The organism is Pseudoalteromonas sp. CF6-2, assembly GCF_021729425.1.
Taxonomy (GTDB): Bacteria; Pseudomonadota; Gammaproteobacteria; order Enterobacterales; family Alteromonadaceae; genus Pseudoalteromonas; species Pseudoalteromonas arabiensis.
This window is the reverse complement of sequence record NZ_CP091442.1, coordinates 1,926,366-1,951,389: the sequence shown is the minus strand read 5'-3', so window position 1 is coordinate 1,951,389 and position 25,024 is coordinate 1,926,366. Positions and strand designations below refer to the sequence as shown.

Annotated in this window: 23 protein-coding genes; 11 read left to right on the top strand and 12 right to left on the bottom strand. The window is 40.3% G+C overall.

Features of this window, described 5'->3' with window-relative positions; genetic code table 11:
- Positions 1 to 101: 101 nt before the first annotated feature.
- Positions 102 to 1,106, bottom strand: a complete 1,005-nt coding sequence (locus L3Q70_RS09040; RefSeq protein ID WP_237114130.1) for a DUF3080 family protein — start codon at positions 1,104 to 1,106, stop codon at positions 102 to 104.
- Positions 1,099 to 2,454 carry an MATE family efflux transporter gene (locus L3Q70_RS09035; protein ID WP_062569196.1) on the bottom strand — a complete coding sequence of 452 codons (1,356 nt, stop codon included), beginning with the start codon at positions 2,452 to 2,454 and terminating at the stop codon, positions 1,099 to 1,101. The genes L3Q70_RS09040 and L3Q70_RS09035 overlap by 8 nt, the downstream gene beginning before the upstream one ends.
- A 97-nt stretch (positions 2,455 to 2,551) precedes the next feature.
- Between L3Q70_RS09035 and L3Q70_RS09030 the strand changes: the two genes are divergently transcribed.
- Positions 2,552 to 3,178, top strand: coding sequence for a riboflavin synthase subunit alpha (locus tag L3Q70_RS09030; protein WP_237114129.1), 627 nt, complete (start codon positions 2,552 to 2,554; stop codon positions 3,176 to 3,178).
- Here L3Q70_RS09030 and L3Q70_RS09025 read toward each other — a convergent pair.
- Both L3Q70_RS09025 and L3Q70_RS09020 read right to left on the bottom strand, forming a co-directional pair.
- Complete coding sequence (locus L3Q70_RS09025) at positions 3,175 to 3,378, bottom strand: CPXCG motif-containing cysteine-rich protein (protein ID WP_062569194.1); 204 nt, start codon at positions 3,376 to 3,378, stop codon at positions 3,175 to 3,177. The two genes, L3Q70_RS09030 and L3Q70_RS09025, sit on opposite strands and share 4 nt — an antisense overlap.
- Positions 3,379 to 3,592: 214 nt before the next feature.
- Complete coding sequence (locus L3Q70_RS09020) at positions 3,593 to 4,453, bottom strand: fructosamine kinase family protein (protein WP_062569193.1); 861 nt, start codon at positions 4,451 to 4,453, stop codon at positions 3,593 to 3,595.
- A gap of 111 nt (positions 4,454 to 4,564) precedes the next feature.
- On the opposite strand from L3Q70_RS09020, the gene L3Q70_RS09015 reads away from it, so the two are divergent.
- Complete coding sequence (locus L3Q70_RS09015) at positions 4,565 to 5,260, top strand: DUF445 domain-containing protein (protein ID WP_193988877.1); 696 nt, start codon at positions 4,565 to 4,567, stop codon at positions 5,258 to 5,260.
- A gap of 41 nt (positions 5,261 to 5,301) precedes the next feature.
- On the opposite strand, the gene L3Q70_RS09010 is transcribed toward L3Q70_RS09015, so the two are convergent.
- Positions 5,302 to 5,658 (bottom strand): DUF3718 domain-containing protein, encoded by a 357-nt coding sequence (locus L3Q70_RS09010; protein ID WP_062569191.1) that lies wholly within the window; start codon positions 5,656 to 5,658, stop codon positions 5,302 to 5,304.
- A gap of 342 nt (positions 5,659 to 6,000) precedes the next feature.
- On the opposite strand from L3Q70_RS09010, the gene L3Q70_RS09005 reads away from it, so the two are divergent.
- The 3 genes from L3Q70_RS09005 (at position 6,001) to L3Q70_RS08995 (ending at position 9,518) form a co-directional block, all read left to right on the top strand.
- Positions 6,001 to 6,786, top strand: coding sequence for a hypothetical protein (locus L3Q70_RS09005; protein ID WP_062569190.1), 786 nt, complete (start codon positions 6,001 to 6,003; stop codon positions 6,784 to 6,786).
- Between the two features lie 111 nt (positions 6,787 to 6,897).
- Positions 6,898 to 8,280, top strand: coding sequence for an amidohydrolase (locus tag L3Q70_RS09000; RefSeq protein ID WP_062569189.1), 1,383 nt, complete (start codon positions 6,898 to 6,900; stop codon positions 8,278 to 8,280).
- Between the two features lie 11 nt (positions 8,281 to 8,291).
- Positions 8,292 to 9,518: an amidohydrolase family protein gene (locus L3Q70_RS08995; protein ID WP_193988875.1), complete on the top strand. Its 1,227-nt coding sequence runs from the start codon at positions 8,292 to 8,294 to the stop codon at positions 9,516 to 9,518.
- A gap of 90 nt (positions 9,519 to 9,608) precedes the next feature.
- Here the strand turns inward: L3Q70_RS08995 and L3Q70_RS08990 are convergent, their stop codons facing one another.
- Positions 9,609 to 11,831, bottom strand: a complete 2,223-nt coding sequence (locus L3Q70_RS08990; protein WP_237114128.1) for an NADP-dependent isocitrate dehydrogenase — start codon at positions 11,829 to 11,831, stop codon at positions 9,609 to 9,611.
- Positions 11,832 to 12,266: 435 nt separating this feature from the next.
- A complete protein-coding gene (cspD, locus tag L3Q70_RS08985; protein ID WP_062569186.1) occupies positions 12,267 to 12,482 on the bottom strand; it encodes a cold shock domain-containing protein CspD in 216 nt (71 codons plus the stop codon).
- Positions 12,483 to 12,691: 209 nt separating this feature from the next.
- Here cspD and clpS point away from each other — a divergent pair, with 209 nt between their 5' ends.
- The gene (gene clpS / locus L3Q70_RS08980; protein WP_193988873.1) at positions 12,692 to 13,000 is read left to right on the top strand and encodes an ATP-dependent Clp protease adapter ClpS; all 309 of its coding nucleotides are present in this window, start codon (positions 12,692 to 12,694) and stop codon (positions 12,998 to 13,000) included.
- Positions 13,001 to 13,070: 70 nt separating this feature from the next.
- Entirely contained in the window at positions 13,071 to 15,335 is a 2,265-nt protein-coding gene (gene clpA / locus L3Q70_RS08975) for an ATP-dependent Clp protease ATP-binding subunit ClpA (protein WP_237114127.1), read from the top strand.
- A 161-nt stretch (positions 15,336 to 15,496) separates the two neighbouring features.
- Here clpA and infA read toward each other — a convergent pair whose 3' ends face one another.
- From infA to trxB, 4 genes are all read right to left on the bottom strand, one after another.
- On the bottom strand, positions 15,497 to 15,715 hold the full coding sequence (gene infA / locus L3Q70_RS08970; protein ID WP_002962494.1) for a translation initiation factor IF-1: 219 nt from the start codon (positions 15,713 to 15,715) through the stop codon (positions 15,497 to 15,499).
- Positions 15,716 to 15,805: 90 nt separating this feature from the next.
- Complete coding sequence (locus tag L3Q70_RS08965) at positions 15,806 to 16,510, bottom strand: arginyltransferase (protein WP_193988871.1); 705 nt, start codon at positions 16,508 to 16,510, stop codon at positions 15,806 to 15,808.
- A complete protein-coding gene (gene aat / locus L3Q70_RS08960; protein ID WP_062569182.1) occupies positions 16,503 to 17,219 on the bottom strand; it encodes a leucyl/phenylalanyl-tRNA--protein transferase in 717 nt (238 codons plus the stop codon). Before aat ends, L3Q70_RS08965 begins: the two co-directional genes overlap by 8 nt.
- Positions 17,220 to 17,322: 103 nt before the next feature.
- Positions 17,323 to 18,273, bottom strand: a complete 951-nt coding sequence (gene trxB, locus L3Q70_RS08955) for a thioredoxin-disulfide reductase (protein WP_062569181.1) — start codon at positions 18,271 to 18,273, stop codon at positions 17,323 to 17,325.
- Positions 18,274 to 18,630: 357 nt separating this feature from the next.
- Between trxB and pssA the strand changes: the two genes are divergently transcribed.
- A complete protein-coding gene (gene pssA, locus L3Q70_RS08950; RefSeq protein WP_062569180.1) occupies positions 18,631 to 19,956 on the top strand; it encodes a CDP-diacylglycerol--serine O-phosphatidyltransferase in 1,326 nt (441 codons plus the stop codon).
- A gap of 65 nt (positions 19,957 to 20,021) precedes the next feature.
- Here the strand turns inward: pssA and ald are convergent, their stop codons facing one another.
- Positions 20,022 to 21,143 (bottom strand): alanine dehydrogenase, encoded by a 1,122-nt coding sequence (gene ald / locus L3Q70_RS08945; RefSeq protein WP_062569179.1) that lies wholly within the window; start codon positions 21,141 to 21,143, stop codon positions 20,022 to 20,024.
- A gap of 142 nt (positions 21,144 to 21,285) precedes the next feature.
- On the opposite strand from ald, the gene lrp reads away from it, so the two are divergent.
- From lrp to lolA, 3 genes are all read left to right on the top strand, one after another.
- A complete protein-coding gene (lrp, locus tag L3Q70_RS08940; RefSeq protein ID WP_062569178.1) occupies positions 21,286 to 21,765 on the top strand; it encodes a leucine-responsive transcriptional regulator Lrp in 480 nt (159 codons plus the stop codon).
- Between the two features lie 144 nt (positions 21,766 to 21,909).
- Complete coding sequence (locus tag L3Q70_RS08935) at positions 21,910 to 24,396, top strand: DNA translocase FtsK 4TM domain-containing protein (RefSeq protein WP_237114126.1); 2,487 nt, start codon at positions 21,910 to 21,912, stop codon at positions 24,394 to 24,396.
- Positions 24,396 to 25,022 (top strand): outer membrane lipoprotein chaperone LolA, encoded by a 627-nt coding sequence (gene lolA, locus L3Q70_RS08930; RefSeq protein ID WP_062569176.1) that lies wholly within the window; start codon positions 24,396 to 24,398, stop codon positions 25,020 to 25,022. Before L3Q70_RS08935 ends, lolA begins: the two co-directional genes overlap by 1 nt.
- Positions 25,023 to 25,024: the final 2 nt, after the last annotated feature.

Sequence of the window (25,024 nt, the reverse complement as noted above, 5' to 3'; positions counted from 1 at the left end):
ATTGTTGTCTGTTTGGCTAAACAACGGAGGCTAATATATAGCGACTAGTTGTGTGAATCAAGCAGGTTTAGCTATTTTTGTGTTAAGTGCTGTTTTTTTATTCATAACGGACTAATTTCACACTCTTTATAAAAGTTTTGCCACCATTGTACGTGGCTCTTTGCTGATTGCTTTAGCTGCTCTAAAATAGCATGTTCGCCAGAAACAGATACATAATGATGCATTGAGGTATCATCCCACACTTGCAGGTAAAGTGGTTGTAGAGCTTCTAGCTTACCTGTCAAAAATGACTGATAGGGCTGTAGTTGCTGCAAATAAAACTTTTTAAAGATATTACTTAATGTGCGTGCTTTTTGTTTATTTTTATTGAGAGGGCATAACTCGTTACTTGAAAACTGAGTTAAAAGTTTTGTTAGTTGGTTATTATAACTAATCTGTGTCCTTGCTGCTGATATTAAAAGTTTATTGTAATTGAACTGGTTCAAAACCTGTAAGTTTTTAACAATTGACTCAGTATCTACATTTTTTACATTACCTGAATTTATCTGCTTAGCAAGTTTGGCAAATTCTTTCATCGCCTGTTCTGTCTCAGTAAAACCCGCGGTATCTTCTGCAAGGTGTACAGATGTTAGCTGCCAAGTTTGTTTAAATTCTGGTTCGTTGTTGAGCATAGCTTTAAAAAAAGTAGGCAGGGCGATTGTTTTTTGCTCTGCTGTGAATGCTATTTTTTTATAAAGCTCATCATTTTGCTCAAGGGTTACTAAGCAAGTATTTGCACTTTGTATAAAATCTATTTGGTATTTCAATATATTTGCAGCTGAAGCGGTTTTGCCAAGTTGATTGTTGTGTTCAGCGATGAGGGTTGCAAGTTTACACTGTTGAAGCTGAGCAAGCTCAAGCATGCCAATGGTGGTACTATTATGTGCATCGACTTTGTCATGTTGAACAGGGAAAGTCGTCGGCTTTTTTAGCTCAAAATCGTTAAATTTAAGAACATTGTGTAGCCTCTGTGCATAGGTTTGATTTAGTTCTCCCGAAGACTCAGAGCAAGCAACGACGAGGAAGCTCACCGTAATCACAGTGAGCTTCAAAAAAATTTTAGGCATTTTTAAAAGGTGCATGGTTAAATCGCCAATGTACTGTAAACATCAACATAATAGCTGCAGCACTTAAACCTACAATAATTCCAATCCAAAAGCCGTGTGGGCCCATTGCTGACACTATTAAATCTGTACGAGCAAGTACGTAGCCAAGAGCAAAGCCGATCAACCAGTAAGATATAAAGGTGATATAGCCAATGGGGGCAGTGTATTTTAATCCTCGCAAAATACCATTAGCCGATACCTGTAGTGCATCAGGTAATTGATAGATACAAGCAAGCACCATGATTGATGAAGCAAGCGCGAGCACTTCAGGGTTATCAGAATATAATTGACTTATCACATCACGTGCAAAAAAAGTCACAGTGGCTAATATAAAGGCAATTATTGCGGCTAAAATATAGCTGGTTTTAACAGCATTTTTAAGTTGATCGTAATGCTTTTGGCCAAATAGGTTTCCAATGCGAATACTAATCGCAATAGATAAGCTCAGCGGCATCATGAATAACAACGTTGTGACACTGGCAGCAATTTGGTGACCCGCTACAGCAACAGCCCCTAGATGCGCTATGAATAAAGGAATACACGCAAATAGAGTCACTTCAAAAAAAGTTGCCAATGAAATTGGAATACCCACTTTTGTAATTGTCCACATAGTCGTTACTTTAGGTAAGGCAAAGTTTGCTAACAATGATTTGGCATTAATTTTTTTACTGAAGTGGCAGTATATAACTTGTGTTAACGCCATTGCGCTGAATACTAGGGCGGTCGCGATGCCACAACCAGCACCGCCATAGGCCTCAAAGCCTAATTTTCCATGAATGAATATATAATTAGCCGGAATATTCACTGCTAAGCCAATTAAACTGATATAAAAAGCTGGCTTAGTCATGCCCATACCTTCGGTTATATTCCGGTATACGCTAAATAGTAAAAAGCCAAAAATCCCCCACTTAACAAAATAAATGTATTGCTCTGATAGGGTTAAAATTGCAGGTGATGTATTTAACTGAACCAGCACTATGTCAGTAAGGCTGGCAAGCCCCAGTCCAATAACACTCAATACCAGCGCTAGGTATAAGCCTTGTTGAAAATAATGACTAATCCCTTGTTTGTCGTTGGAGCCAGCAAATTGAGCAATAATCCCCGTAAGGGCTAATAGAATGCCTTGTAATGCCAGCATTAGTGGATTCCAAATACCTGTAGCGATAGACAATGCAGCGAGATCAGTCGCACTAACTTGCCCTGCCATAATAGTGTCTACCACCGTCATCAAAATAAGGGTAACTTGTGCCAAAAATACAGGGATGGCTAGAGAAATTAACCGTTTGGCTTCCCAACTACAAAAAGACATAAAATACACGACTAAATAAACAGGCAGCCATTGTAATCTATTCATAGATCAATAAAAATCGCTGTTACTTATTTAGTGAAGAAAAGAAGGTACATCTATGTTTACCGGAATTGTACAGACCCAAGCGTTAGTTGAACATATAGCAAACCAAGAAGGTGTTTTAAGGCTTACTTTAAAAGTTAAGGACGCTTATGCTAATAACCTAGCAATTGGTGCAAGTATTGCTATCAATGGGTGTTGTTTAACGGTTGTAAAGTTTGAAAAGGTATCACAAGAAAACACCATAATTAGTTTCGATGTAATAGATGAAACCCTTAAGTTAACCAATTTAGGCCTTTTAAAAGTAAATGATATGGTCAACTTTGAACGTTCTATGACCTTTGGCACAGAACTTGGTGGTCATGTAGTGTCTGGTCACATTCATACCATGGCGGAAATTTTAGCTATTGAACATACACAAGATAACTGCAAAATCCAATTGGCAATACAAAGCACTTGGCAAAAGTATGTTTTATATAAGGGCTTTGTAAGTGTAAATGGCGCAAGTCTTACAGTAGGAGAGGTCGATGAGAAGGGCTTTTGGTTGCACCTTATCCCAGAGACTCTCGCTATTACAAATTTAGATAGATATAGTGTTGGTGATAGGCTCAATATCGAAGTTGATCAGCAAACCTACACTATCATCAACACTGTTGAGAACTACTTGGCTCGGCAAGCAAATTAAAAAATTTGTTCATCATCACTATCAACATGCAACTCTAGTTTGTTCTGTGCGTAATCTATATGCATGTTTAAATGAATAGGGTTGCAGCATGCACTGCAATCCTCATAGTAATCTTGGTCACCATCACTGGCATCTAGTGCAACATGAATATGGTGACCGCAATGAGGGCATGAAATACGTTGTGTGAAATGATTTTTCATCAGCTTTTACCTTAATCAGGCATGCCTGAATTAGTTAAATTGCAATCTTTATTAAACTCTAACCCATCAAAAATGAATTTATATTTAATACGATTGATATAACTTACTAGCCAGCTAATAAACAAGTGGCTAGCACCTGTATTTGAACATGTTCTAAGGCAAATTATAGTTCTGATTTTGCATTTATGACATTTGCTTTACAGCGGCAAGGAGATTATTTAAGGAGTAAATTAATTTGTTGTTTAGCTTCAGTCAGATAGTGACCAGCAAAAATATTCGCATTATTTAAAATAGGGTAAAGTTGATAAATTTGTTTGCGTTGCTGATAACCATTTTGTAGCGGGTACTGGCTATCGTATGCACTGTAGAACGCGTCTGGGAGCGGGGCGAATAACTCACTCATGGCAATATCGCATTCCCGATCACCATAATAACAGGCAGGATTGTAAATGCTTGGAACAGCATGAATAAATCCCATGTTCCTGCGCCAAAAATCACCGTGTAGCAAAGATGGCTCTACTAGATGGCCGTGTAGCATGTCTTTTATAAAAGCAATAAACATATCTTGATTAACGAGCTCTATACCTTTTTCTTGAAGCAATTGAAGTTGCCAACCAATGCGCTCCTCAGCAAAAAATACATCCCACTTTTTATGCCATCTATTCGGTTGCACTGTCGGACCTAAAAAGTTGTCATTATCATAGCCAAACATGGCTTGTGTGTGTTTTTTATGTAAGTTTGCTAAGTGTTCCCCCATAATGTGCCAACAATCATGAGGTTGTTTGTCGTGTTCAAGCCACTCAAGCACTATAAATGAAAACTCAATATTACTGCCAACTGTGATGCAGTCTGGAATCATGAACAGGCTTTCTTGGGTTAGAAGTTTAAGATTAAATGCTTCACATTCGAGGCGATCTAATTCACTGACATGTGCAACTTTGACAAAGTAACGATGTGAATCATTGGCAAGTTCAAAGTATTTATCGTTATTAGGTGATTGCAATTGGCGTTTGAAAGTATGTTTAAAGTCAAAGTGCATTGCTTGGCTGATTTGCTCATTCACTGAATTCCACATAGGTTTTGCTCACCTTTTGACCATCTAATTAAACTATGGCAAAAAGACAGTGAATTAACAAACCCATAGCGTTAATATTATCAAGATTAATAAGATTTTCTGGGGAATTGAATGAACAAAAGTCTTGTGACTAATCTTGTCGCTGCGATTTTAGTATTGTTGGGCTTCTTGCTAGACAATGAAATTGTTTTATCAGTGGGTTTGTTTGCCTTGTCGGGCGCTGTAACAAACTGGGTTGCAATTCATATGTTGTTTGAAAAGGTCCCGTTTTTATATGGTTCTGGTGTTATAACAATTAAATTTGAATCGTTTAAAGTGGCGATTAAAAACTTGGTTATGACAGAGTTCTTTACTGAGCAAAAAATTGACCAAGTAATGGCAATGGCAAAGCCCAATATTGACCTTGAGCCTGTGATAGCACATGTGAACCTGAGCCCCGCTTATGACTCATTAATCGAAGTGATTGAAGCTTCTCAATTTGGCAGTATGTTAGGAATGTTCGGTGGCCGAGAAGCTTTAGAGCCAATGCGTGAGCCGTTCATCGTGAAAATGAAAGAGGCGGTGATTGACATTTCACATAGTGATGAGTTTAAAGCGATTTTAGATGAAAAACTGTTTGCTAGTTCGCATATTGGTAGCTCACTACATACGACAGTTGAAGCGCTAGTGGATGATCGTTTAAATGAGCTTACACCCACAATGGTAAAAAATATTATTCAAACAATGATTAAAGAGCATTTAGGTTGGTTAGTGATTTGGGGTGGCGTTTTTGGAGGCCTATTTGGCTTACTAGCAGCACTTATTTAAAGGTGAGCAACAGGTATATAAAAGCTGTTGCTCAGTGGCTTTTATTTAGAGCCGGCAATAACAATAACAGTGTCATCAGTTGTTTTTGCCAAGTCATGAATGCTCGTTTGGGTCGATTCTAATTTTAGATACTTTGCTGTCTTATTGAAGCCATAGATACTCGCAAATTTTGCAGTAGACATATTATTACATAGAAGCTTGTCTGAAATTACACGCCTATTGATGCCTAAGTCTCGCATTTTATGCACAAGATCTAAACGATTGTTTGACGCAATTGCCATACACGTTTGCGTGCCAGGTGAATCATCTGCAGCTACAAATTGCGCTGCACTTGTATCAAAAGTAATCACAGATGAGCCAATAATAAGCGCTGTTCCAAGTGTTGTTAACGTATTCATATTTCTCTCCGGTTGATGTCTTAGCGATTAAAGGGTTTGAATGTTTATCCCATTTGGTTAGAACACCTTAATTATTAACGTATCTTTATCTGGTTGCTGTTAATGAAAATCGATAAGATGTAAGTAAGTATGAAGATATGTATAAATTAAACTAACCCACTGAAAAATTAGTATATTAAGTATTACTTTTGACACAATTAACGAAAAGTATTTCTGCCTTTGAATTGAAAAAGCGAAATGGCGATGGGTTTAATGTATGGTTTTTACTTCATACTTACATTTGAGTATTTACACTAGCGCTAAATCAGTTTTACAACGCCGATTAAAACGTGAGGAGAATAAGTGACTAAAAAACTATCTGGCTATTATCAACAAGCTTATGCAGTAAACTCAAAACACTTTAATCAGTGTTTCTACTGCGGCTGTGAAGCAACTGAGCGTGATTATTGTCCGCCACTGCATATGCTGCAAAGTATTGTTGATCTAGGAGAGGACGCTGAGTTTATCTCTATTCCAGCCTGCTATGAATGCTTTGCGTTACTGCATAATGAACGTGTACTCACTATTGATGCACGTTTTGTAAAAGTGAAAAAGAAAATAACAACCAAGTACGCTAAGGCACTACGCATTTTCCATATGTGGCATGAAAGTGAACTTGATGATATGAGTGATGAGTTTGTTCATAGTATTCGGGCCGGTATGAAGCTAGGTGCAGAGGCGGCTGAGCGTTTAGCTTTTCAAGGTTATAGTTACGCGACTGAAGATGCCAGCGTCACTGTACGCGAAAAACGTGCAGAATTTGATGTCCAAGGTAAGACATTTTATGACTTTAAAGACGCACTCAATTATTGCATTAATGATCTAGGTGTCGATCGAAGTGAATTTTATAAGCTGGTGGTAGAAGATTATAACGGTGATTTTAACCGTGCTTTAAGCCAATACAGGCATCGCCATGATAGAGTAACCGCTGCCAGTGACGCAGACACCTTAATAAAAAGTTTTGCTAAGCAACACAAACAAAACTCTGATTTTGTTACCCGAACAGTGAAACATTTCATCAATAAAGATCCAACGTTAACAACTGAAGGGGCATTGGAGCAGCTTTATATTAACTATATAAAAAAGTAGTCTAGCTCAGGTTCGTTATTCATCTTAATAAATGGTGATTAGCCTCTTTTGTTCGCATTAAAATTAACATTTAGTTAAAGTAAATGAATAATAAAAAGGAGAAACAACATAATGCAAAAATTTGCTCCATCAGTGTTGGTCATTGCGCTTGGTGTCGTGTTAGCCGGCTGTCAAGATAATGGCCCACAAGACCCAAGAGTCTCAATTAATAAAAATCCATATCCAAGCACTTATAAGCCACTTGCTTCAACGAGTACCCTTATCACCAATGCGACTGTATTAACAGGAACCGGTGAGCGTTTAGACGAGGCTGATGTCTATTTTGTTGACGGTAAAGTACAACAAGTTGGTAAGGGGTTAAGTGTTCAAGCTGATACAACAATTGATGCACAAGGTAAATGGGTAACACCTGGGATTATAGATGTTCACTCACATTTAGGTGCATACCCAACCCCATCAGTGGCATCTCACCAAGATGGTAATGAAATGACCAGCCCTGTGACTGCAGAGGTGTGGGTTGAGCACTCTGTTTGGCCACAAGATCCTGGTTTTAATCGTGCTCGTGAGGGCGGTATTACGTCATTACAAATTCTACCAGGCTCAGCAAACTTGATTGGTGGTCGTGGTGTAACCCTTAAAAATGTTCCTTCGCATACAATGCAAGGTATGAAATTTCCTGATGCACCCTATGGTTTAAAAATGGCGTGTGGCGAAAACCCGAAACGTGTTTATGGTAGCAAAGGTGTTTTGCCATCTACGCGTATGGGGAATATGGCAGGGTATCGTACAGCATGGATTGAAGCCGCTGAATATAAACGTCAATGGGATAAATACGACAGTGATTATGACGCGGGTAAGAACCCAGAAGTACCACATCGTGACATTAAGCTAGATACCCTAGCAGGTGTACTTGAGGGCGACATACTCATTCATAACCATTGCTATAAAGCAGAAGAAATGGCCATGATGATTGACCTTGGCAAAGAATTTGGCTATCACTCAGGTACTTTCCATCACGGTGTCGAAGCATACAAAATAGCTGATTTACTCGCTGAAAACGGTAACTGTGCAGCACTTTGGCCAGATTGGTGGGGTTTTAAGATGGAAGCCTATGACATGGTTCAGGAGAACGTGGCAATTGTCGATGCAGTTAAAAACTCATGTGCTGTTGTTCATTCAGACTCGGATACTACCATTCAACGTCTAAACCAAGAAGCTGGTAAAGTTATGTATCGCGCAAACGATGTTGGCTATGACATCTCTGAACAACATGCAATTAAGTGGATCACCTCAAATGCGGCTAAATCGCTGGGTATCGATGACAAAACAGGATCACTTGAATCTGGTAAACAAGCTGATGTTGTTATCTGGAATCAAAACCCATTTAGTGTGTATGCAAAAGCTGAGCAAGTATTTATCGATGGTGCCAAAGTTTATGATCGTAACGATGATAAATACCAAGCACAAAGTGATTTCATGCTAGGTCAAAAATAGGAGTAACATTGATGACAAAATTAACTAAATCATTAAAGCTGTCACTTGTTGCTGCTGGCTTATTTTCTGCGACAGCAAGTGCTGCATCTGTGGCAATTGTAAATGCAACATTACACACTTCAACAGAGCAAGGTGTGCTAGAAGGCGCAAGCGTTGTTATTGATGGTGACAAAATTGTTGCAATTAACCCGACATCTATCAACGCAGATACAACTATTGACGCAAAAGGCCAAATCGTAACTGCTGGGTTTATCGGCACAATGAACCAACTTGGCTTAGTTGAGGTGGGTGCTGTTGCAGGCTCACGTGACGGAAGCGATGATAAAGCAACTATCGATTTTGACCCAAGTCTTGCGTTTAACCCACGTAGCAGCTTAATTCCTTATGCCCGCAAAGGTGGCATTACTCAAGATGTAATTGTCCCTAATGGCGGTGAAAGTATCTTTGCTGGCCTTGCATCTGTGGTTGATTTATCGGGTAGTTTTGAAAGTGTTAATAAAAAGCAAGTTGCACTTGTTGTTCACCTAGGTGAAAAGAGCAAGGGCTCTCGTGCAATGTCAATGAAAACACTTATCGATAAGCTTGAAGGTGAAAAGTCAGCTAAAAAAGATGACAAAAAAGAGCCTTCAACAGAGCAAAAAGTGCTAGCAGCAGTGCTTGCTGGTGACATGCCGCTGATTGCTAGTGTTCAACGCGCGTCAGATATTTATTCACTTGTTAAGCTAAAAGAAACCTATGGTATTAATTTAGTGATTCATGGCGGTGATGATGCTGTTGTAGTTGCGGATACGCTAGCAAAAGCTAATGTGCCCGTGATCATCAGTTCAATGGCTAACTTACCAGGGAGCTTTGACTCATTACATGCAAACCTTGCTAATGCAGGTAAGCTTGAAAAGGCCGGTGTCAAAGTGATTATTGGTGTTGCCGGTGACTCAAGCCACAATGTATACCAATTACGTTTTGATGCAGGTAACGCTGTATCTTACGGTATGACTCAACAGGGTGCTTTGAGTGCAGTAACGAGTAATATTGCCGATGTATTTGGGCTGAATTCCGGTGTTATTGCAACAGGTAAACGTGCCAACCTCGTTATGTGGTCTGCCGATCCTTTTGAGCTTAACTCACACGTGAGCAAAATGTGGATCAATGGTGAAGAGGTTTCTACCGAAGCGCGTCAAGATAAACTACGTGAGCGTTACACAACAGATTCAGCTATGCCTCGAGCTTATACAAAATAAGCGCATTAGCTAACAAACTAAAAAGGCCGCAATGCGGCCTTTTTCATATCAGTTAAAGGCGCTTATCAAGCGCCTTATAACAGATTAAAACTAAACAAACTTAGCTAAAATATCATTAAATGTCGTGCTTGGACGCATTGCTTTGAATGCCGCATCGTCATTTGGCTGATAATAACCACCCACATTCATCGCAGGGCCTTGCGCATCGTTTAATTCTTTAACGATTTGGTCTTTTTGAGACTCAAGATCAGCAGCGATTTGTGTGAACTGTGATTTTAATTCTGCGTCATCATCTTGTGCAGCAAGTTCTTGTGCCCAGAATAATGATAGGAAGAAGTGTGAACCACGGTTATCAATCTCTTTCACTTTACGCGAAGGTGATTTGTTTTCAGCAAGGAAAGTACCTGTTGCTTTGTCTAGCGTATCAGCAAGAACTTGTGCTTTCTTGTTACCAGTATTAACCGCTAGGTGTTCTAAAGAAGCAGCAAGTGCTAAGAATTCACCTAATGAATCCCAACGTAAGTGGTTTTCTTTTTCGAATTGTTGAACGTGCTTAGGCGCTGAACCACCTGCACCCGTTTCGAATAAACCACCACCATTCATAAGAGGTACGATAGACAGCATTTTCGCACTGGTACCAAGCTCAAGAATTGGGAACAAGTCAGTTAGGTAATCACGTAAAACGTTACCCGTAACAGAAATTGTGTCTTTACCTTCTTTGATGCGCTCTAATGAGAATTGAGTTGCTTCTAGTGGCGCAAGAATACGAATGTCTAGACCATCAGTATCATGGTTTGGTAAATATGCATTCACTTTTTTGATTAACTGTGCATCGTGTGCGCGGTTTTCGTCTAACCAGAAAACTGCTGGCGTGCCTGTTGCACGAGCACGGTTAACTGCAAGCTTAACCCAATCTTGAATTGGTGCATCTTTCACCTGACACATACGCCAGATATCGCCTTGCTCAACAGCGTGTTCAAGTAACGTGTTGCCATTTGTGTCAACAACACGAATAGTACCGGCATCAGCTACTTCAAACGTTTTATCATGTGAACCGTACTCTTCTGCTTTTTGAGCCATTAAGCCAACATTAGGCACGCTACCCATTGTTGTTGGATCGAATGCACCGTGTTCTTTACAGAAGTCGATAGTTGCTTGGTAAACACCTGAGTAACAACGATCTGGAATGACAAAGCTCGTGTCTTGTAATTTGCCTTCGCTGTTCCACATTTGACCGCTTGAACGAATTGCAGCAGGCATTGACGCATCGATGATCACATCACTTGGGACATGAAGGTTAGTGATACCACGGTCAGAGTCAACCATCGCAATAGCTGGGTTGTTGTCATAAACTGCTTGGATATCAGCTTCGATTTCTGCTTTTTTAGCAGCATCTAAACTTTCAATTTTAGAGAAAACATCGCCAAAACCGTTGTTTACGTCAACATCTAGCTCTTTGAAAAGATCTGCGTGTTTTGTAAATACGTCTTTAAAGAATACTTTAACAGCGTGACCGAAGATGATTGGATCAGACACTTTCATCATCGTTGCTTTCATGTGTAATGAGAACAACACGCCTTTGTCTTTTGCTGCTTGAATTTCTTTTGCAAGGAAAGCTTGAAGCTTAGCAGCACTCATGCGAGAAGCGTCAATTACTTCACCCGCGAGTAATGGTGTGCTTGCTTTAAGAACGGTGATATCACCATTTTCAGCAACATGCTCAATACGTACATCAGTTGCTTCTGCTACCGTTACTGATTGCTCAGAACCAAAGAAGTCACCGTCTTCCATGCTTGCAACGTAAGATTGAGAGTCTTTGCTCCATGCACCCATTGAGTGTGGATTATTGCGAGCATACTCTTTCACTGAGCTTGGTGCGCGGCGATCAGAGTTACCTTCACGGAGTACAGGGTTTACAGCACTGCCTTTAATTTTGTCGTAAGTTGCTTTAACTTTTTTCTCTTCGTCTGTTTTTGGCTCAGAAGGATAGTCAGGCAGGGCATAGCCTTTTTCTTGTAGCTCTTTGATTACGGCACGTAGTTGTGGAATTGACGCGCTGATATTTGGCAGCTTGATAATGTTGGCTTCAGGTGTTTTAGCCATTTCACCTAATTCAGCTAGGGCATCATTAATGCGTTGCTCTTCCGTTAGGTATTCTGGGAAGCTAGCAATTACACGGCCCGCTAATGAAATATCACGCGTCTCAACTTCAACACCAGCTGCGTTAGTGTAAGCTTGGATAATGGGTAACAATGAATATGTTGCCAATGCTGGCGCTTCATCTGTTTTAGTATAGATAATTTTTGATGTCATCATCATTCCTAGATAGTTGGCGTAATGGTTGGTTAAGCTGAGGACAGCCCCCCCTTAATTAGCCATATTCAACAATGCAAATTTACTGCTATAAAATAGCAATCAGTCTGTTAGGTGTTACTACTTAATATTGGCTATCAAAATAGTCACAACTGACAGACTGTAAGATTTTTTAGCTTAATAGCTGACAAAATAAAATTAGCCATTAGCCTTAGTCAAAATTGACTAAATCGCTAAATTTAAGCAACAAGAGTGTAACAAGCTTGACTCTAAAGGGCTAATAACAATTCAACAATTTTGTCGTCAAATAGCTATTAATGAAAGTAGAAGTGGGGTTGAAAAATAGATTTTCAAGGTCATATCAGAAACATTAGGGGAGAGAAGTAAGCGAGGATCTTAACAAGGTCGCTCGCTTGGTACTCGAACAGGTTTTACCTAAGATAGCTCATCGTTAGGGGCAATATTCGTTGCGTGTAACCCTTTTGGACCTTGTTGCAATTCGAATGTTACATCTTGACCAGCTTTAAGTGTTTTATAACCGTCCATTACAATCGTTGAGTAATGAGCGAATATATCAGTCTCGCTGCCGTCTTCTACGATGAAGCCAAAACCTTTGGCATTGTTGAACCATTTGACTTTTCCACAAGCCATACTTCTACATCCTTCTATAAGTTGACTAATTTAGTTATTCTAAACCGTGTAATTTGCTAGACTGACTAAGGTTTAATCAATCTATCTTTGACTGTAGTTTATTTAGTCAATCAGTCAAGTGTTTTGAACTATTTTTTAACAATTTATTTATTTTTTTATTCAAGTTTGCTTGAGTTCTAAAGACAAGACTATATTTAATTATGAGTGGCATGAAAGATTCTGGTGTTATTGAAACGGTTCGCGATAGTGAGAAGCAAAAACTGCAACCACCGCGAAAATATAAAGTCATTTTGAATAATGATGATTACACGCCTATGGACTTTGTGATAGAAGTACTAATGACGTTTTTTAATATGGATAGCGAAAGAGCAACAGATGTGATGCTTCAGGTTCATCATAACGGTAAAGCAATTTGCGGTGTTTATAGCGCCGATGTTGCACATACCAAAGCTGAGCAGGTTAATCGTTACGCACGCGATAACGAGCATCCACTGCTATGTAGTTGTGAGCAGGAATAAATACCAAGGTAGGGTGAACATTTAGCCCATCACAACGGTATATAAATATTATCTCAGTAAGGGGTTGCCAATGCTAAACAAAGACTTAGAACTAACCTTAAATGCGGCGTTTCGCGAAGCGAGAACACGCCGCCATGAATTTATGACCGTCGAGCACCTTTTACTTGCACTGCTCGATAACCCTTCTGCTGGAGAAGCGCTCAATGCGTGTGGCGTAGATATGGGCACTTTAAAAGTCGAGTTATCTGAATTTATCGATGAAACGACGCCTGTTATTCCTGATTTAGAAGAAGACCGTGAAACACAACCAACGTTAGGTTTTCAGCGCGTTCTGCAACGTGCTGTATTCCATGTACAATCATCAGGTAAAAATGAAGTTACTGGCGTTAACGTGCTGGTGGCTATCTTTTCTGAGCAAGAAAGCCAAGCAGTCTATTTACTGAAAAAAGCGGATGTAAATCGTCTTGATATAGTCAACTTTATCTCTCATGGTATTTCCAAAGCTGATGATGAAATTGGCGGTGAAGACCATGATGATATCCATGAAGAGGTACAAGAAGTTCAAGGTGAAGAGCCGACTAAGCTCGAGAACTTCACAACAAACCTCAACCAACAAGCGATTGATGGCAATATTGATCCACTGGTTGGGCGAGACAGTGAAGTTGAGCGTACTGTTCAAGTTTTATGTCGTCGTAAGAAAAATAATCCGCTGCTTGTTGGTGAAGCTGGGGTAGGTAAAACGGCCATTGCTGAAGGTCTTGCTTATCGTATTGTCAACAAAGAAGTGCCTGAAGTAATTGCTGATGCGGTTGTTTATTCACTTGATATGGGTGCATTACTGGCCGGTACAAAATACCGCGGTGATTTTGAGAAACGCTTTAAATCACTGCTCAAAGAGCTGCAAGCAAAACCTGGGTCTATTCTATTTATCGATGAGATTCACACCATCATCGGTGCTGGAGCGGCATCAGGTGGCGTAATGGATGCTTCTAACCTAATTAAACCGCTACTTTCAAGTGGTAAACTGCGATGCATGGGCTCTACCACTTATAACGAGTTTAAAAATATCTTTGAAAAAGATCGTGCACTAGTACGTCGTTTTCAAAAAATTGATGTTCTTGAGCCAAGTGTTTCAGACACCACTAAGATTCTTAATGGTTTGAAAGAGCGTTATGAAGAACATCATGGCATTCGTTATACACAAAAAGCGCTCAAAGCAGCTGCAGAGCTAAGTGCTAAATATATTAATGAACGTCACTTACCAGATAAAGCGATTGATGTTATTGATGAGGCAGGAGCCAATCAGCGCTTACAGCCTATATCAAAACGTAAGAAAACGATTGGCGTATCCGATATTGAACTGATCGTATCGAAAATGGCGCGTATTCCACAGCAAAGCGTGTCTTCAAGTGATAAAGAGACGTTGAAAAACCTTGACCGTAACTTAAAAATGTTAGTGTTTGGACAAGACCAGTCAATTGACGCGCTCACCTCTGCTATCCGTTTATCTCGTTCAGGTCTTGCGAATGAAGATAAACCAGTGGGCTCGTTCTTATTTGCTGGTCCTACGGGGGTTGGTAAAACAGAGGTGACTAAACAACTAGCTAAGTGTATGGGCGTTGAGTTTATTCGCTTTGATATGTCTGAGTATGTTGAGCGTCATGCAGTTAGCCGTTTAATTGGTGCGCCTCCAGGTTATGTCGGTTTTGAGCAGGGTGGTCTATTGACTGAAGCGGTTATCAAAAACCCCCATGCAGTGGTGCTGCTTGATGAAATCGAAAAAGCACACCCTGATATTTACAACATTTTATTACAAGTTATGGACCACGGTACATTAACTGATAATAACGGCCGCAAAGCTGATTTTAGAAATGTTGTATTGGTGATGACCACAAATGCAGGTGTGCAAGAGACAGTGCGTAAATCAATAGGCTTTACTGAGCAAGATCACTCACACGATGCAATGAGTGAAATTAACAAGGTATTCTCACCAGAATTTAGAAACCGTTTAGATAATATTATTTGGTTCAACCATCTTGATAAAGAGGTGATCCTTCAAGTGGTTGATAAGTTTATTGTTGAATTACAAGCACAACTTGATAAGAAATCAGTTAATTTGGAGCTGACTTCTAAGGCACGAGAGCTGTTAGCTGATAAAGGCTACGACAAAGCTATGGGGGCGCGTCCGATGGCTCGCGTTATCCAAGAGGAGCTTAAAAAGCCACTTGCTAATGAAATATTATTTGGTGAGTTATCAGATGGGGGCTCTGTCAAAGTCTCTGTTAAGGATAAGAAAATTCACTTTGAATATGAAACAAGCTTAGAAACAGCCTAAAACAGGCAACAAAAAGCCCAGCAAATGCTGGGCTTTTTGTTTATTAAATGGAATTAAAACTAAGACTAGTTTTAACACCATTTAACAAACGCTTTTAGCTCTTTGTAATAAACACATCTGCTCATTCAAAGCAGCAAAAAGCTAAATCTCTCGTTAACGCACTAGCGAGCACGGAATACGATGCGACCTTTCGATAAATCGTAAGGAGTCATTTCTACGGTTACTTTGTCGCCAGTTAAGATGCGGATATAGTTTTTGCGCATTTTACCAGAGATATGAGCCACAACAACGTGACCATTTTCTAGCTCAACTCGGAACATTGTATTTGGTAAAGTATCAAGGACTGTCCCTTGCATTTCGATTACGTCTTCTTTCGCCATGTTTAGCGTAACACCTCTTTAATAGTTAAACGCTGCAGATTTTGCCGAAAATACAGCAATAAGTAAAGCTACAGGGCTTAATTTTGTAAATTAAATCGCCAACCACTGATCGCCAATGTGCTTTTGTGCTGGCAAAAATTGGGTTTTATATTTCATTTTATTACATTCGTCTATTTGATAACCTAAGTAGACAAATTGTTTTTGTTGTTGCTTTGCAAATTCTATTTGGTGCATGATCATTACACTGCCGAGGCTGTACGATTCGTAGTCAGGGTCAAAAAACGTATAAATAGCAGAGACGGCATTATCCATATTATCAGTAACAGCTACCGCGACAAGTTTGTCGCCATCACGTAGCTCAATAAATGTGATAGGTAACCACTGACAAAACAAAAAACTTTCGTACTGATTTTGTTCTGGTGGGTACATTGAGCCATCTTGATGGCGCTGCGTTATGTACTTGCAGTAAAGAGGGTAATAGTCTGCTCGTTCATACTCACTATAACTCACAGTAAAGATTTTTTTCGCTCTGTTTAGTTTACGCTTTTGTGATTTTGAGGGTTGAAACGATTGTGCTAGCACCCGAATAGAATTACATGCATTACATACTGGACAGTGCGGTCGATAAATTTGATCGCCACTGCGCCTAAATCCTAGCGCGAGTAGTTGCTCAAACTTCTCAGCACAGTAACAGCTTGGATCAAGAATAACTAACAGTTGTTCTTGGCGGTTTGGTAAATAACTGCAATCAAATTGCTGGCTCAAACCTAGCCTAGTGGGTAAATGCTCAGTCATAAATATTTATCAACTCTTGCGGTTGCCACATGTGCGATGTTGGTACGTATTGTTGGGCTAGTTTAAGTCTAGTTAAAAATTCAGTCCGCGGGATAACTTTTGCACCTAGCGTTATCAAATAAGGGTTTTCAAGTTGGCAATCAATAAAATGTGCATTATGTTTTTTTAACCAATTCACAAGCGCCCACATAGCTAACTTCGAACCATTGGATGTATGATGAAACATTGATTCGCCACAAAATATACCGTTTTGCATAATGCCATAAAGGCCAGCGACCAAATGGTTATCTTGCCAAATTTCAAGGCTATGTGCGATACCTTGATGATGTGCTTCGATGTAGGCATGCATCATTTGTTCAGTGATCCACGTACCTTCAGCATCTAAGCGCTGCTCTCGACAGGCATTGATAACATGTGCAAACGCCTGGTTGACCGTGACGCGAACAGGAGTGCGCTTCAAATGTTTTTTCAAACTTCGACTCACGTGAAATTCGTCCAACTCGATAACACCACGCATACTAGGCGACCACCACATAATCGGCTCATAATCACTAAACCATGGAAAAACGCCATTTTTGTAAGCATTTTTGATGCGTTCAACGGATAAATCGCCACCAATAGCTAATAAGCCATCTGGCTCGTCAAGCGCAAATTCAGGGTTTGGAAAATCAACACTCTCGGCTGAGAGTTGGTATAGTTGCTTGATCATATTGCGTTATCGTTGTTATTTAGCTTAATTTTAACAAAATCTTAGTTATAAAAAAGGGGCTGTTGATAACAGCCCCTAAATTTATTGTGTTAGATTAAAAAAATTATAGGTTATCTAAGAAACGCTCTGCATCAAGTGCTGCCATACAACCTGTACCTGCCGAAGTGATAGCTTGACGGTAAATGTGATCAGACACATCCCCTGCAGCAAACACCCCTGGTACGCTTGTTTGTGTTGCGTTACCGTTTAAGCCAGATTCAACAACTAAATAGCCGTCCTTCATTTCAAGCTGACCTTCAAACATGTCGGTATTTGGTTTGTGACCGATTGCGATAAACACACCAGCAAGGTCAAGGTTCTCTGTTTCTTGCGAATCTGTAGCTTTGATGCGGATACCTGTCACACCCATTTCATCGCCTAATACTTCGTCTAAAGTACGGTTATAATGTAAAACTACATTACCGTTCTGCGCTTTCTCTTTTAAGCGATCGGATAAGATTTTTTCACTACGGAAGCTGTCACGACGATGAATTACATGAACTTCTTCTGCGATATTAGATAAGTATAACGCCTCTTCAACAGCCGTATTACCACCACCAACAACCGCTACCTTTTGACCGCGATAAAAGAAACCATCACAGGTTGCACACGCTGAAACACCACGGCCTTGAAAGTTCGTTTCAGATTCTAAGCCTAAGTATTTTGCCGAAGCACCTGTTGCAATAATAAGAGCGTCACAGGTATACGTACCAGAGTCACCAGTTAATGTGAAAGGGCGTTTAGATACATCTACTTTGTTAATATGATCAAAAACAATTTCTGTTTCAAAGCGCTCAGCATGTTCTTTCATTCGATCCATTAACGCAGGACCCGTTAGACCATGAGCATCACCCGGCCAGTTTTCAACTTCTGTAGTGGTTGTTAATTGTCCACCTTGTTGAATGCCGGTAATAAGAACCGGATTAAGGTTGGCACGGGCAGCGTAAACAGCTGCGGTGTAACCAGCAGGGCCAGAGCCTAGAATGAGAAGTTTACAATGTTTTGCGTTCGTCATGGTTTTTCCTAAATACGTTTTAATACGATTGTTAATGCGCCCGATTCTAAGAAAAACAAGGCGGATGTAAACAAAAGGGCCGATTATTTTTTTGCAGAAATCGCAAAGCTGTCAAATAATCCTTACTTAAAAAGTATGTATAAGTAAATATACGAGTCAAAACAGCAGTACGTACTTATTAAGTAAATACTCTATTAGTAGAGTTTAAAGCTTGGTTTTGGTTATTAAATAATCACAAAGCAATGTATTGCACCAACAAAGTACGTTTATTCATGACCAAGCAATTTTTTTTTGGTATGTTTTAGCTAATTTTGATATTAGCTTACACACAAGAGCTAAACAACCGAACAGGCAACTATGGTATTTTGGCAGGAAAAGCCCGCATTTGGGCTGACTACAGAAGATATAAAAGTCTTAACCAATGCAAAAGAATATCGCAGTGAGTTATTACGACTAATTCGCACAGCGACAAAAAGAATTTATATTACTGCGTTGTACTTGCAAGATGATGAAGCAGGACGTGAAATACTCAGCGCTTTACATGAAGCATCTTTGGCTAATCCCGCATTAGATATAAAGGTGTTGGTAGATTTTCATCGCGCGCAACGAGGTTTAATAGGCGCTGCAAAATCAGAGGGTAACGCCAGCATGTATTGCGACTTTCTTGAAGAGTTTCAATCTAATGTGCAAGTTTATGGTGTGCCGGTTAAGGCGAAAGAGCTATTTGGCGTACTACATTTAAAAGGTTTTGTTATTGATGACACTTTGCTTTACAGCGGAGCAAGCCTAAACAACGTCTACTTACAACAAGATGATAAATATCGCCTTGACCGTTATTTTCTTGTTAATCAAGCTGGCTTATGTAATTCGGTTATTGATTTTATACATACGTACCTACTGAGCTCTGAAGCTGTCCCGCGTCTCGATCGCCGTCCCTTAACAAAATTTAATGATATAAAAGTAGCGCAAAAGCAGCTCATGCGAGAGCTTAAATCTGCCAGCTATAACAGTGCCAGTGAAGCAAGTTCTGCACAACTGGGGGTTCGGCTATTTTTGGGCCTCGGTCGCCGTAGTAATAAGCTAAACCGTTTAATAAAGTCTTTGTTTGATACCACAGAGCAAGAGTTAGTTCTGTACACACCTTATTTTAATTTTCCTGCGCCGTTACTGCGTTCGTTACGTCGATTATTAAAACAAGGTAAACAAGTGACTATTGTGGTAGGCGATAAAACGGCGAATGATTTTTACCTTCCACCCAGCGAGCCGTTTAGTAAAATTGGGGCATTACCGTATTTATATGAAACGATTTTATATAAGTTTTTAAAATCTCAAAAGCGTCATATTGTCAATGGCAACTTAAATGTCTATCTGTGGAAGCATGAAAGCAACTCTTTTCATTTGAAGGGAATTTGCAGAGATAATCGTACTCATTTATTGAGTGGTCATAATCTAAACCCTCGTGCGTGGGGATTAGATATCGAGAATGGTATTTTAATTGATGATCCTGAGCAACGCATATTGCCACAGATTGAGCAAGAGAAAAAAGCCATTTTAACCCACTGTCGTCGACTGACAGGGCCGCAGGATTTAGAAACAATGGACGATTATCCTTCGCCAGTTAAAAAGTTACTTGGGCAAGCTAAGCGTGTAAAGGTCGACTTTATAATCAAGCGGTTTATTTAATCTCAATAATAAACAGGTATAAAAAAAGCAGCGAATTCGCTGCTTTTTTTGTGTCAAAATGCTAATTAAGCATTTTCAACCGCTGTACGTGGGTCAACATATTCCATGTTGAATGCTTCAGCTACTTCTTTATAAGTAACTTGGCCTTTGATCACGTTTAAGCCTTTTAAGAAGTGTGCATCGTCAAGAAGCGCTTTCTTGTAGCCTTTGTTAGCAAGGTTGATGATAAATGGTAATGTCGCGTTATTAAGTGCGAACGTAGAAGTACGTGGAACAGCACCTGGCATGTTAGCAACACAGTAGTGAACAACGTCATCAACAATGTATGTAGGATCTGCGTGAGTTGTTGCTTTAGATGTTGCAATACAACCACCTTGGTCGATTGCAACGTCAACGATTGCAGAACCAGGTTTCATTGCTTTAATGTGCTCAGCAGTTACAAGTTTAGGCGCAGCTGCACCTGGGATCAATACGCCACCGATTACAAGGTCAGCTTCTAGTACGTGTTTTTCCAATGCGTCAGCAGTAGAGTAGATCGCTTGTACTTTATTACCAAATTGCGCGTCTAGGGCACGGAGTACATCGATATTACGATCAAGAACGACCACGTTAGCACCTAGGCCAACAGCCATCTGCGCTGCACTACGACCAACCATGCCACCGCCGATAACAACAACTTTAGCTGGCTCAACACCTGGTACACCACCAAGTAACATACCACGACCGTGGTTAGATTTCTCTAATGCCTGTGCACCTGCTTGAATAGACATACGACCCGCAACTTCACTCATAGGAGCAAGAAGAGGTAAACCACCACGTGCATCAGTTACTGTTTCGTAAGCGATACACACTGCACCACTTTTAACTAGGTCTTCAGTTTGTGGAAGATCTGGTGCTAGGTGAAGATAAGTAAATAGAATTTGGTCTTCACGTAACATTGCACGCTCAACAGCTTGTGGCTCTTTTACTTTAACGATCATCTCAGCTTTAGCAAAAACGTCTGCTGCTGTAGGAAGAATTTCAGCACCTGCAATAACATAGTCTTCATTAGTGAAGCCAATGCCCATACCTGCATCAGTTTCAACAAACACTTGGTGGCCATGGTTTACTAATTCACGAACACTCGCAGGAACCATACCTACACGGTATTCATGGTTTTTAATTTCTTTAGGTACACCAATAATCATAATTTTTCGCCTTAATAGAACGGGATGAAATTTTCGACTATTATATTCATGACAAGGCAGTGTGTCTCACCTTTTTTTGTGTATTATCTAGTGATATAATCTAAAATATATTTTTTAATGGTTTAAAACTCTGGTTAGCACTATGCATCAATTACTTGACAGAATTGACCGTAAAATTTTGATGGAATTGCAGCTTGATGGTCGGATCTCTAACGTAGAGTTAGCAAGGCGTGTAGGGCTAAGTGCCACTCCTTGTTTAGAGCGTGTAAAGAAGCTCGAAAGGGAAGGTTATATAGTAGGTTATAAAGCTGTTGTTGACCCTGCTAAGCTTGGGCAAGGTTTGTCTGTTTATGTTGAAGTGACTATTACTAAAACCTCACCCGATGTATTTGAAGAATTTAATGCTGCTGTAAAAAAACACGATGAAATCATTGAATGTCACCTAGTGTCAGGTAACTTTGACTTTTTATTAAAAACACGTGTTAACGATATGTCAGAGTATCGCAATGTTTTAGGGGATATCTTGTTAAAGCTCCCTAATGTCAGTGAAAGTCGTACTTATGTAGTTATGGAAGAAGTGAAAGGTGAGCAAGGCGTGATTATTCGCCCATATATTGCTTAAGCTGTTAAAATGCAGGTAGAGTAATAAAAACTTGTTCATTATCAGTCCATCAAGGTTAAGATAAAGTGCATAAAACGGCATTTCCTGCTAAGGTATTTCACTGCTAACCGATCAGTTGTAAAGAATAATAAGGAATAGGGAGCTATGCGCCTAAATGGTGTTCAAAGACTGCTAGAAACAGGGCTAATTATTAGTACCTTTGCGGCAGTATTTATTTTATGTGCATTAATTAGTTTTGATCCGGCCGACCCATCATGGTCGCAAACTGGTGAGTTCGTCAATGTAAAAAATATAACAGGTACTGCAGGTGCTTGGGTAGCAGATATATTGCTGCTTACATTTGGCTGGTTAGCTTATCTAGTGCCTGCCGCTATCCAATTGTTCGGCTATTTACTGTTTAAACAACCACATCGTATTTTCCAGCTTGACTACACCACATTGTCGTTAAGAGTTATCGGGTTCGCTTTATTTATAACGTCAGCGACAGCAATCAGTAGTATAAATTTTGATGATATTTATAACTTCTCATCTGGCGGGGTAGTGGGGGATATCATTGCCTCAGCGATGATGCCAACGTTTAATTTTACTGGTACTTCGATTCTTTTACTCTGCTTCTTCTTTGCCGGTTTAACACTTTTAACCGGTGTGTCATGGGTTCAATTTGTTGATTTTGTGGGTAAGTGGGTCATGCAAGCTTTCTATTTCTTGCGTGAACAATTATCTGCGTGGTTACATCGCGAGAAAGAAGCTATCAAGCCTGTAACAGAGACTGAGTCAGATGCTAACTTTGTTGAGCCAGATAACGAGCCGTCAATCAGTTTTAATAAAGAGAGTGAAGCTAAGCAAAAACCATCGAGCGAGACTAAAAAGCCAGATAGCGAGTTTGAGGGGTTCGATGAGCTTGATGATATTTTGGATCAAGAAATAGGTTTTAGTGCACTTGATGATGAGTCCTTCGACACCGTCTCGGCACTGAATGCGCTTGACCAAAGCCCTGTGGTAGATGCTGAACCAGAAAAACCGACTACCACAGTCGTATCACCTGCGCGACCAATGCCTAAGCCAAAGCCCGCGTATCAGCCACCACCAACGGCAAAAGAAAAATTTGAAGCGTTATTAGATGAAGAGCCGCCGACTAATCCTTTACCGTCACTTGATTTATTAGACCGCCCAGATAAAGCGAAGAATCCGTTATCACAAGAAGAGCTTGACGGTATTTCGCGTTTAGTTGAAACCAAACTCCTTGATTTCAATATTCAAGCAGCAGTTGTAGGTGTATACCCAGGCCCTGTTGTTACACGTTTTGAGCTTGATTTAGCGCCGGGTATTAAAGTGGCTAAAATCACTGGCTTAGCAAAAGATTTAGCGCGTTCATTGTCTGCTGTCAGTGTGCGTGTAGTAGAGGTTATTCCAGGTAAAACCTATGTTGGTTTAGAGCTGCCGAACAAACATCGTGAAATAGTGCGTCTAAGCGAAGTTATTAACGCGCCTAAGTTTGAATCAAACCCATCACCACTGACTATGGTGTTAGGTAAAGACATTGCTGGCGAGCCAGTCTGTGCTGATCTTGGCAAAATGCCACATTTACTTGTTGCTGGTACGACAGGTTCAGGTAAGTCAGTGGGCGTTAATGTAATGATATTAAGCTTACTGTACAAATCGGGCCCTGATGATGTACGTATGATCATGATCGACCCGAAAATGCTTGAACTTTCTGTGTACGAAGGCATCCCACATTTATTATGTGAAGTTGTGACCGACATGAAAGAAGCAGCCAATGCATTGCGTTGGTGTGTAGGCGAAATGGAACGCCGTTATAAGCTGATGTCGGCACTTGGGGTGCGTAACTTAAAAGGTTACAACCAGAAGGTACGTGATGCCAAAGAAGCGGGTCATCCAATACTCGATCCTCTTTTTAAAGACACCGATGGCATGGCCGATGGCCCTGAAGAGCTAGATAAACTCCCAAGTATTGTGGTGGTGATTGACGAATTTGCCGACATGATGATGATCGTGGGTAAAAAAGTGGAAGAGCTGATTGCACGTATCGCGCAAAAAGCCCGTGCTGCAGGTATTCACTTAGTACTAGCAACACAGCGACCATCGGTTGACGTTATTACAGGTTTAATTAAAGCGAATATTCCAACCCGTATGGCGTTCCAGGTTTCAAGTAAAATTGACTCGCGTACTATTTTAGATCAGCAAGGCGCTGAAAACTTACTAGGTATGGGTGATATGCTTTACTTACCGCCGGGGACTAGCGTCCCAGTGCGTGTGCATGGTGCATTTGTAGACGACCACGAAGTTCACGCGGTTGTAGATGATTGGAAAAAACGTGGCAAACCAAATTATATAGATGAAATTTTAAGTGGTGATGCCGCAGAGGAAATTTTACTACCAGGAGAAACCAGTGAAGATGGTGATGAAGAGTCAGATCCGCTTTACGATGAAGCAGTATCATTTGTAATTGAAACCGGCAAAGTGTCGGTATCGAGTGTACAGCGTAAACTTCGCGTAGGTTATAACCGCGCAGCACGCTTAGTTGAACAAATGGAAACATCAGGCATTGTTAGCGCACCGGGACACAACGGTGCACGCGAAGTCTTAGTGCCAAATGGTGGAGCAAATTAATGAAAAAATTTAAATACCTAGCCTTAATTATGGGCTGTTTATTAAGCGGCCAAAGTTTTGCAGACGACAGCGAAGCATTGCAACAACAACTGGCTGCGATTAAAAGTTTTAAAGCAGAGTTTTCACAGCAAGTGACCGATTCACAAGGTGAAGCTATCATGCAAGGTGAGGGGAATATTGCCCTTCAGCAGCCTATGATGATCCGCTGGCAACAACAAAGCCCAGACGATACCTTGTTTGTATCAAATGGTGATAAAACGTATTACTTCGACAGCTTTGCTGAACAAGTCACTATTATGAATACTCACAGTTTGATTGATTCAACACCGTTTGTATTGTTGACCTCAAAAGATCCAGAGCAATGGGCTAAATACCAAGTTGTGGCAACGGATGTAGGCTTTAGCGTCACGCCAAACAAAGGCGTTGAGAGCCAAGTTGAAAAGTTAGACATTCGCTTTAATGCTCAAGAGCAGGGCCTTGCATCACTTACAGTACTAGATACCTCAGGTCAGCAGTCTTTATTTACCTTTAAAGACGCTAAAGTAAACGAAGCACTTGCAACTCAGACCTTTGAATTTACCATTCCTGAGGGCGTTGAAGTTGACGACCAAAGCCAAGGTGATTAAGG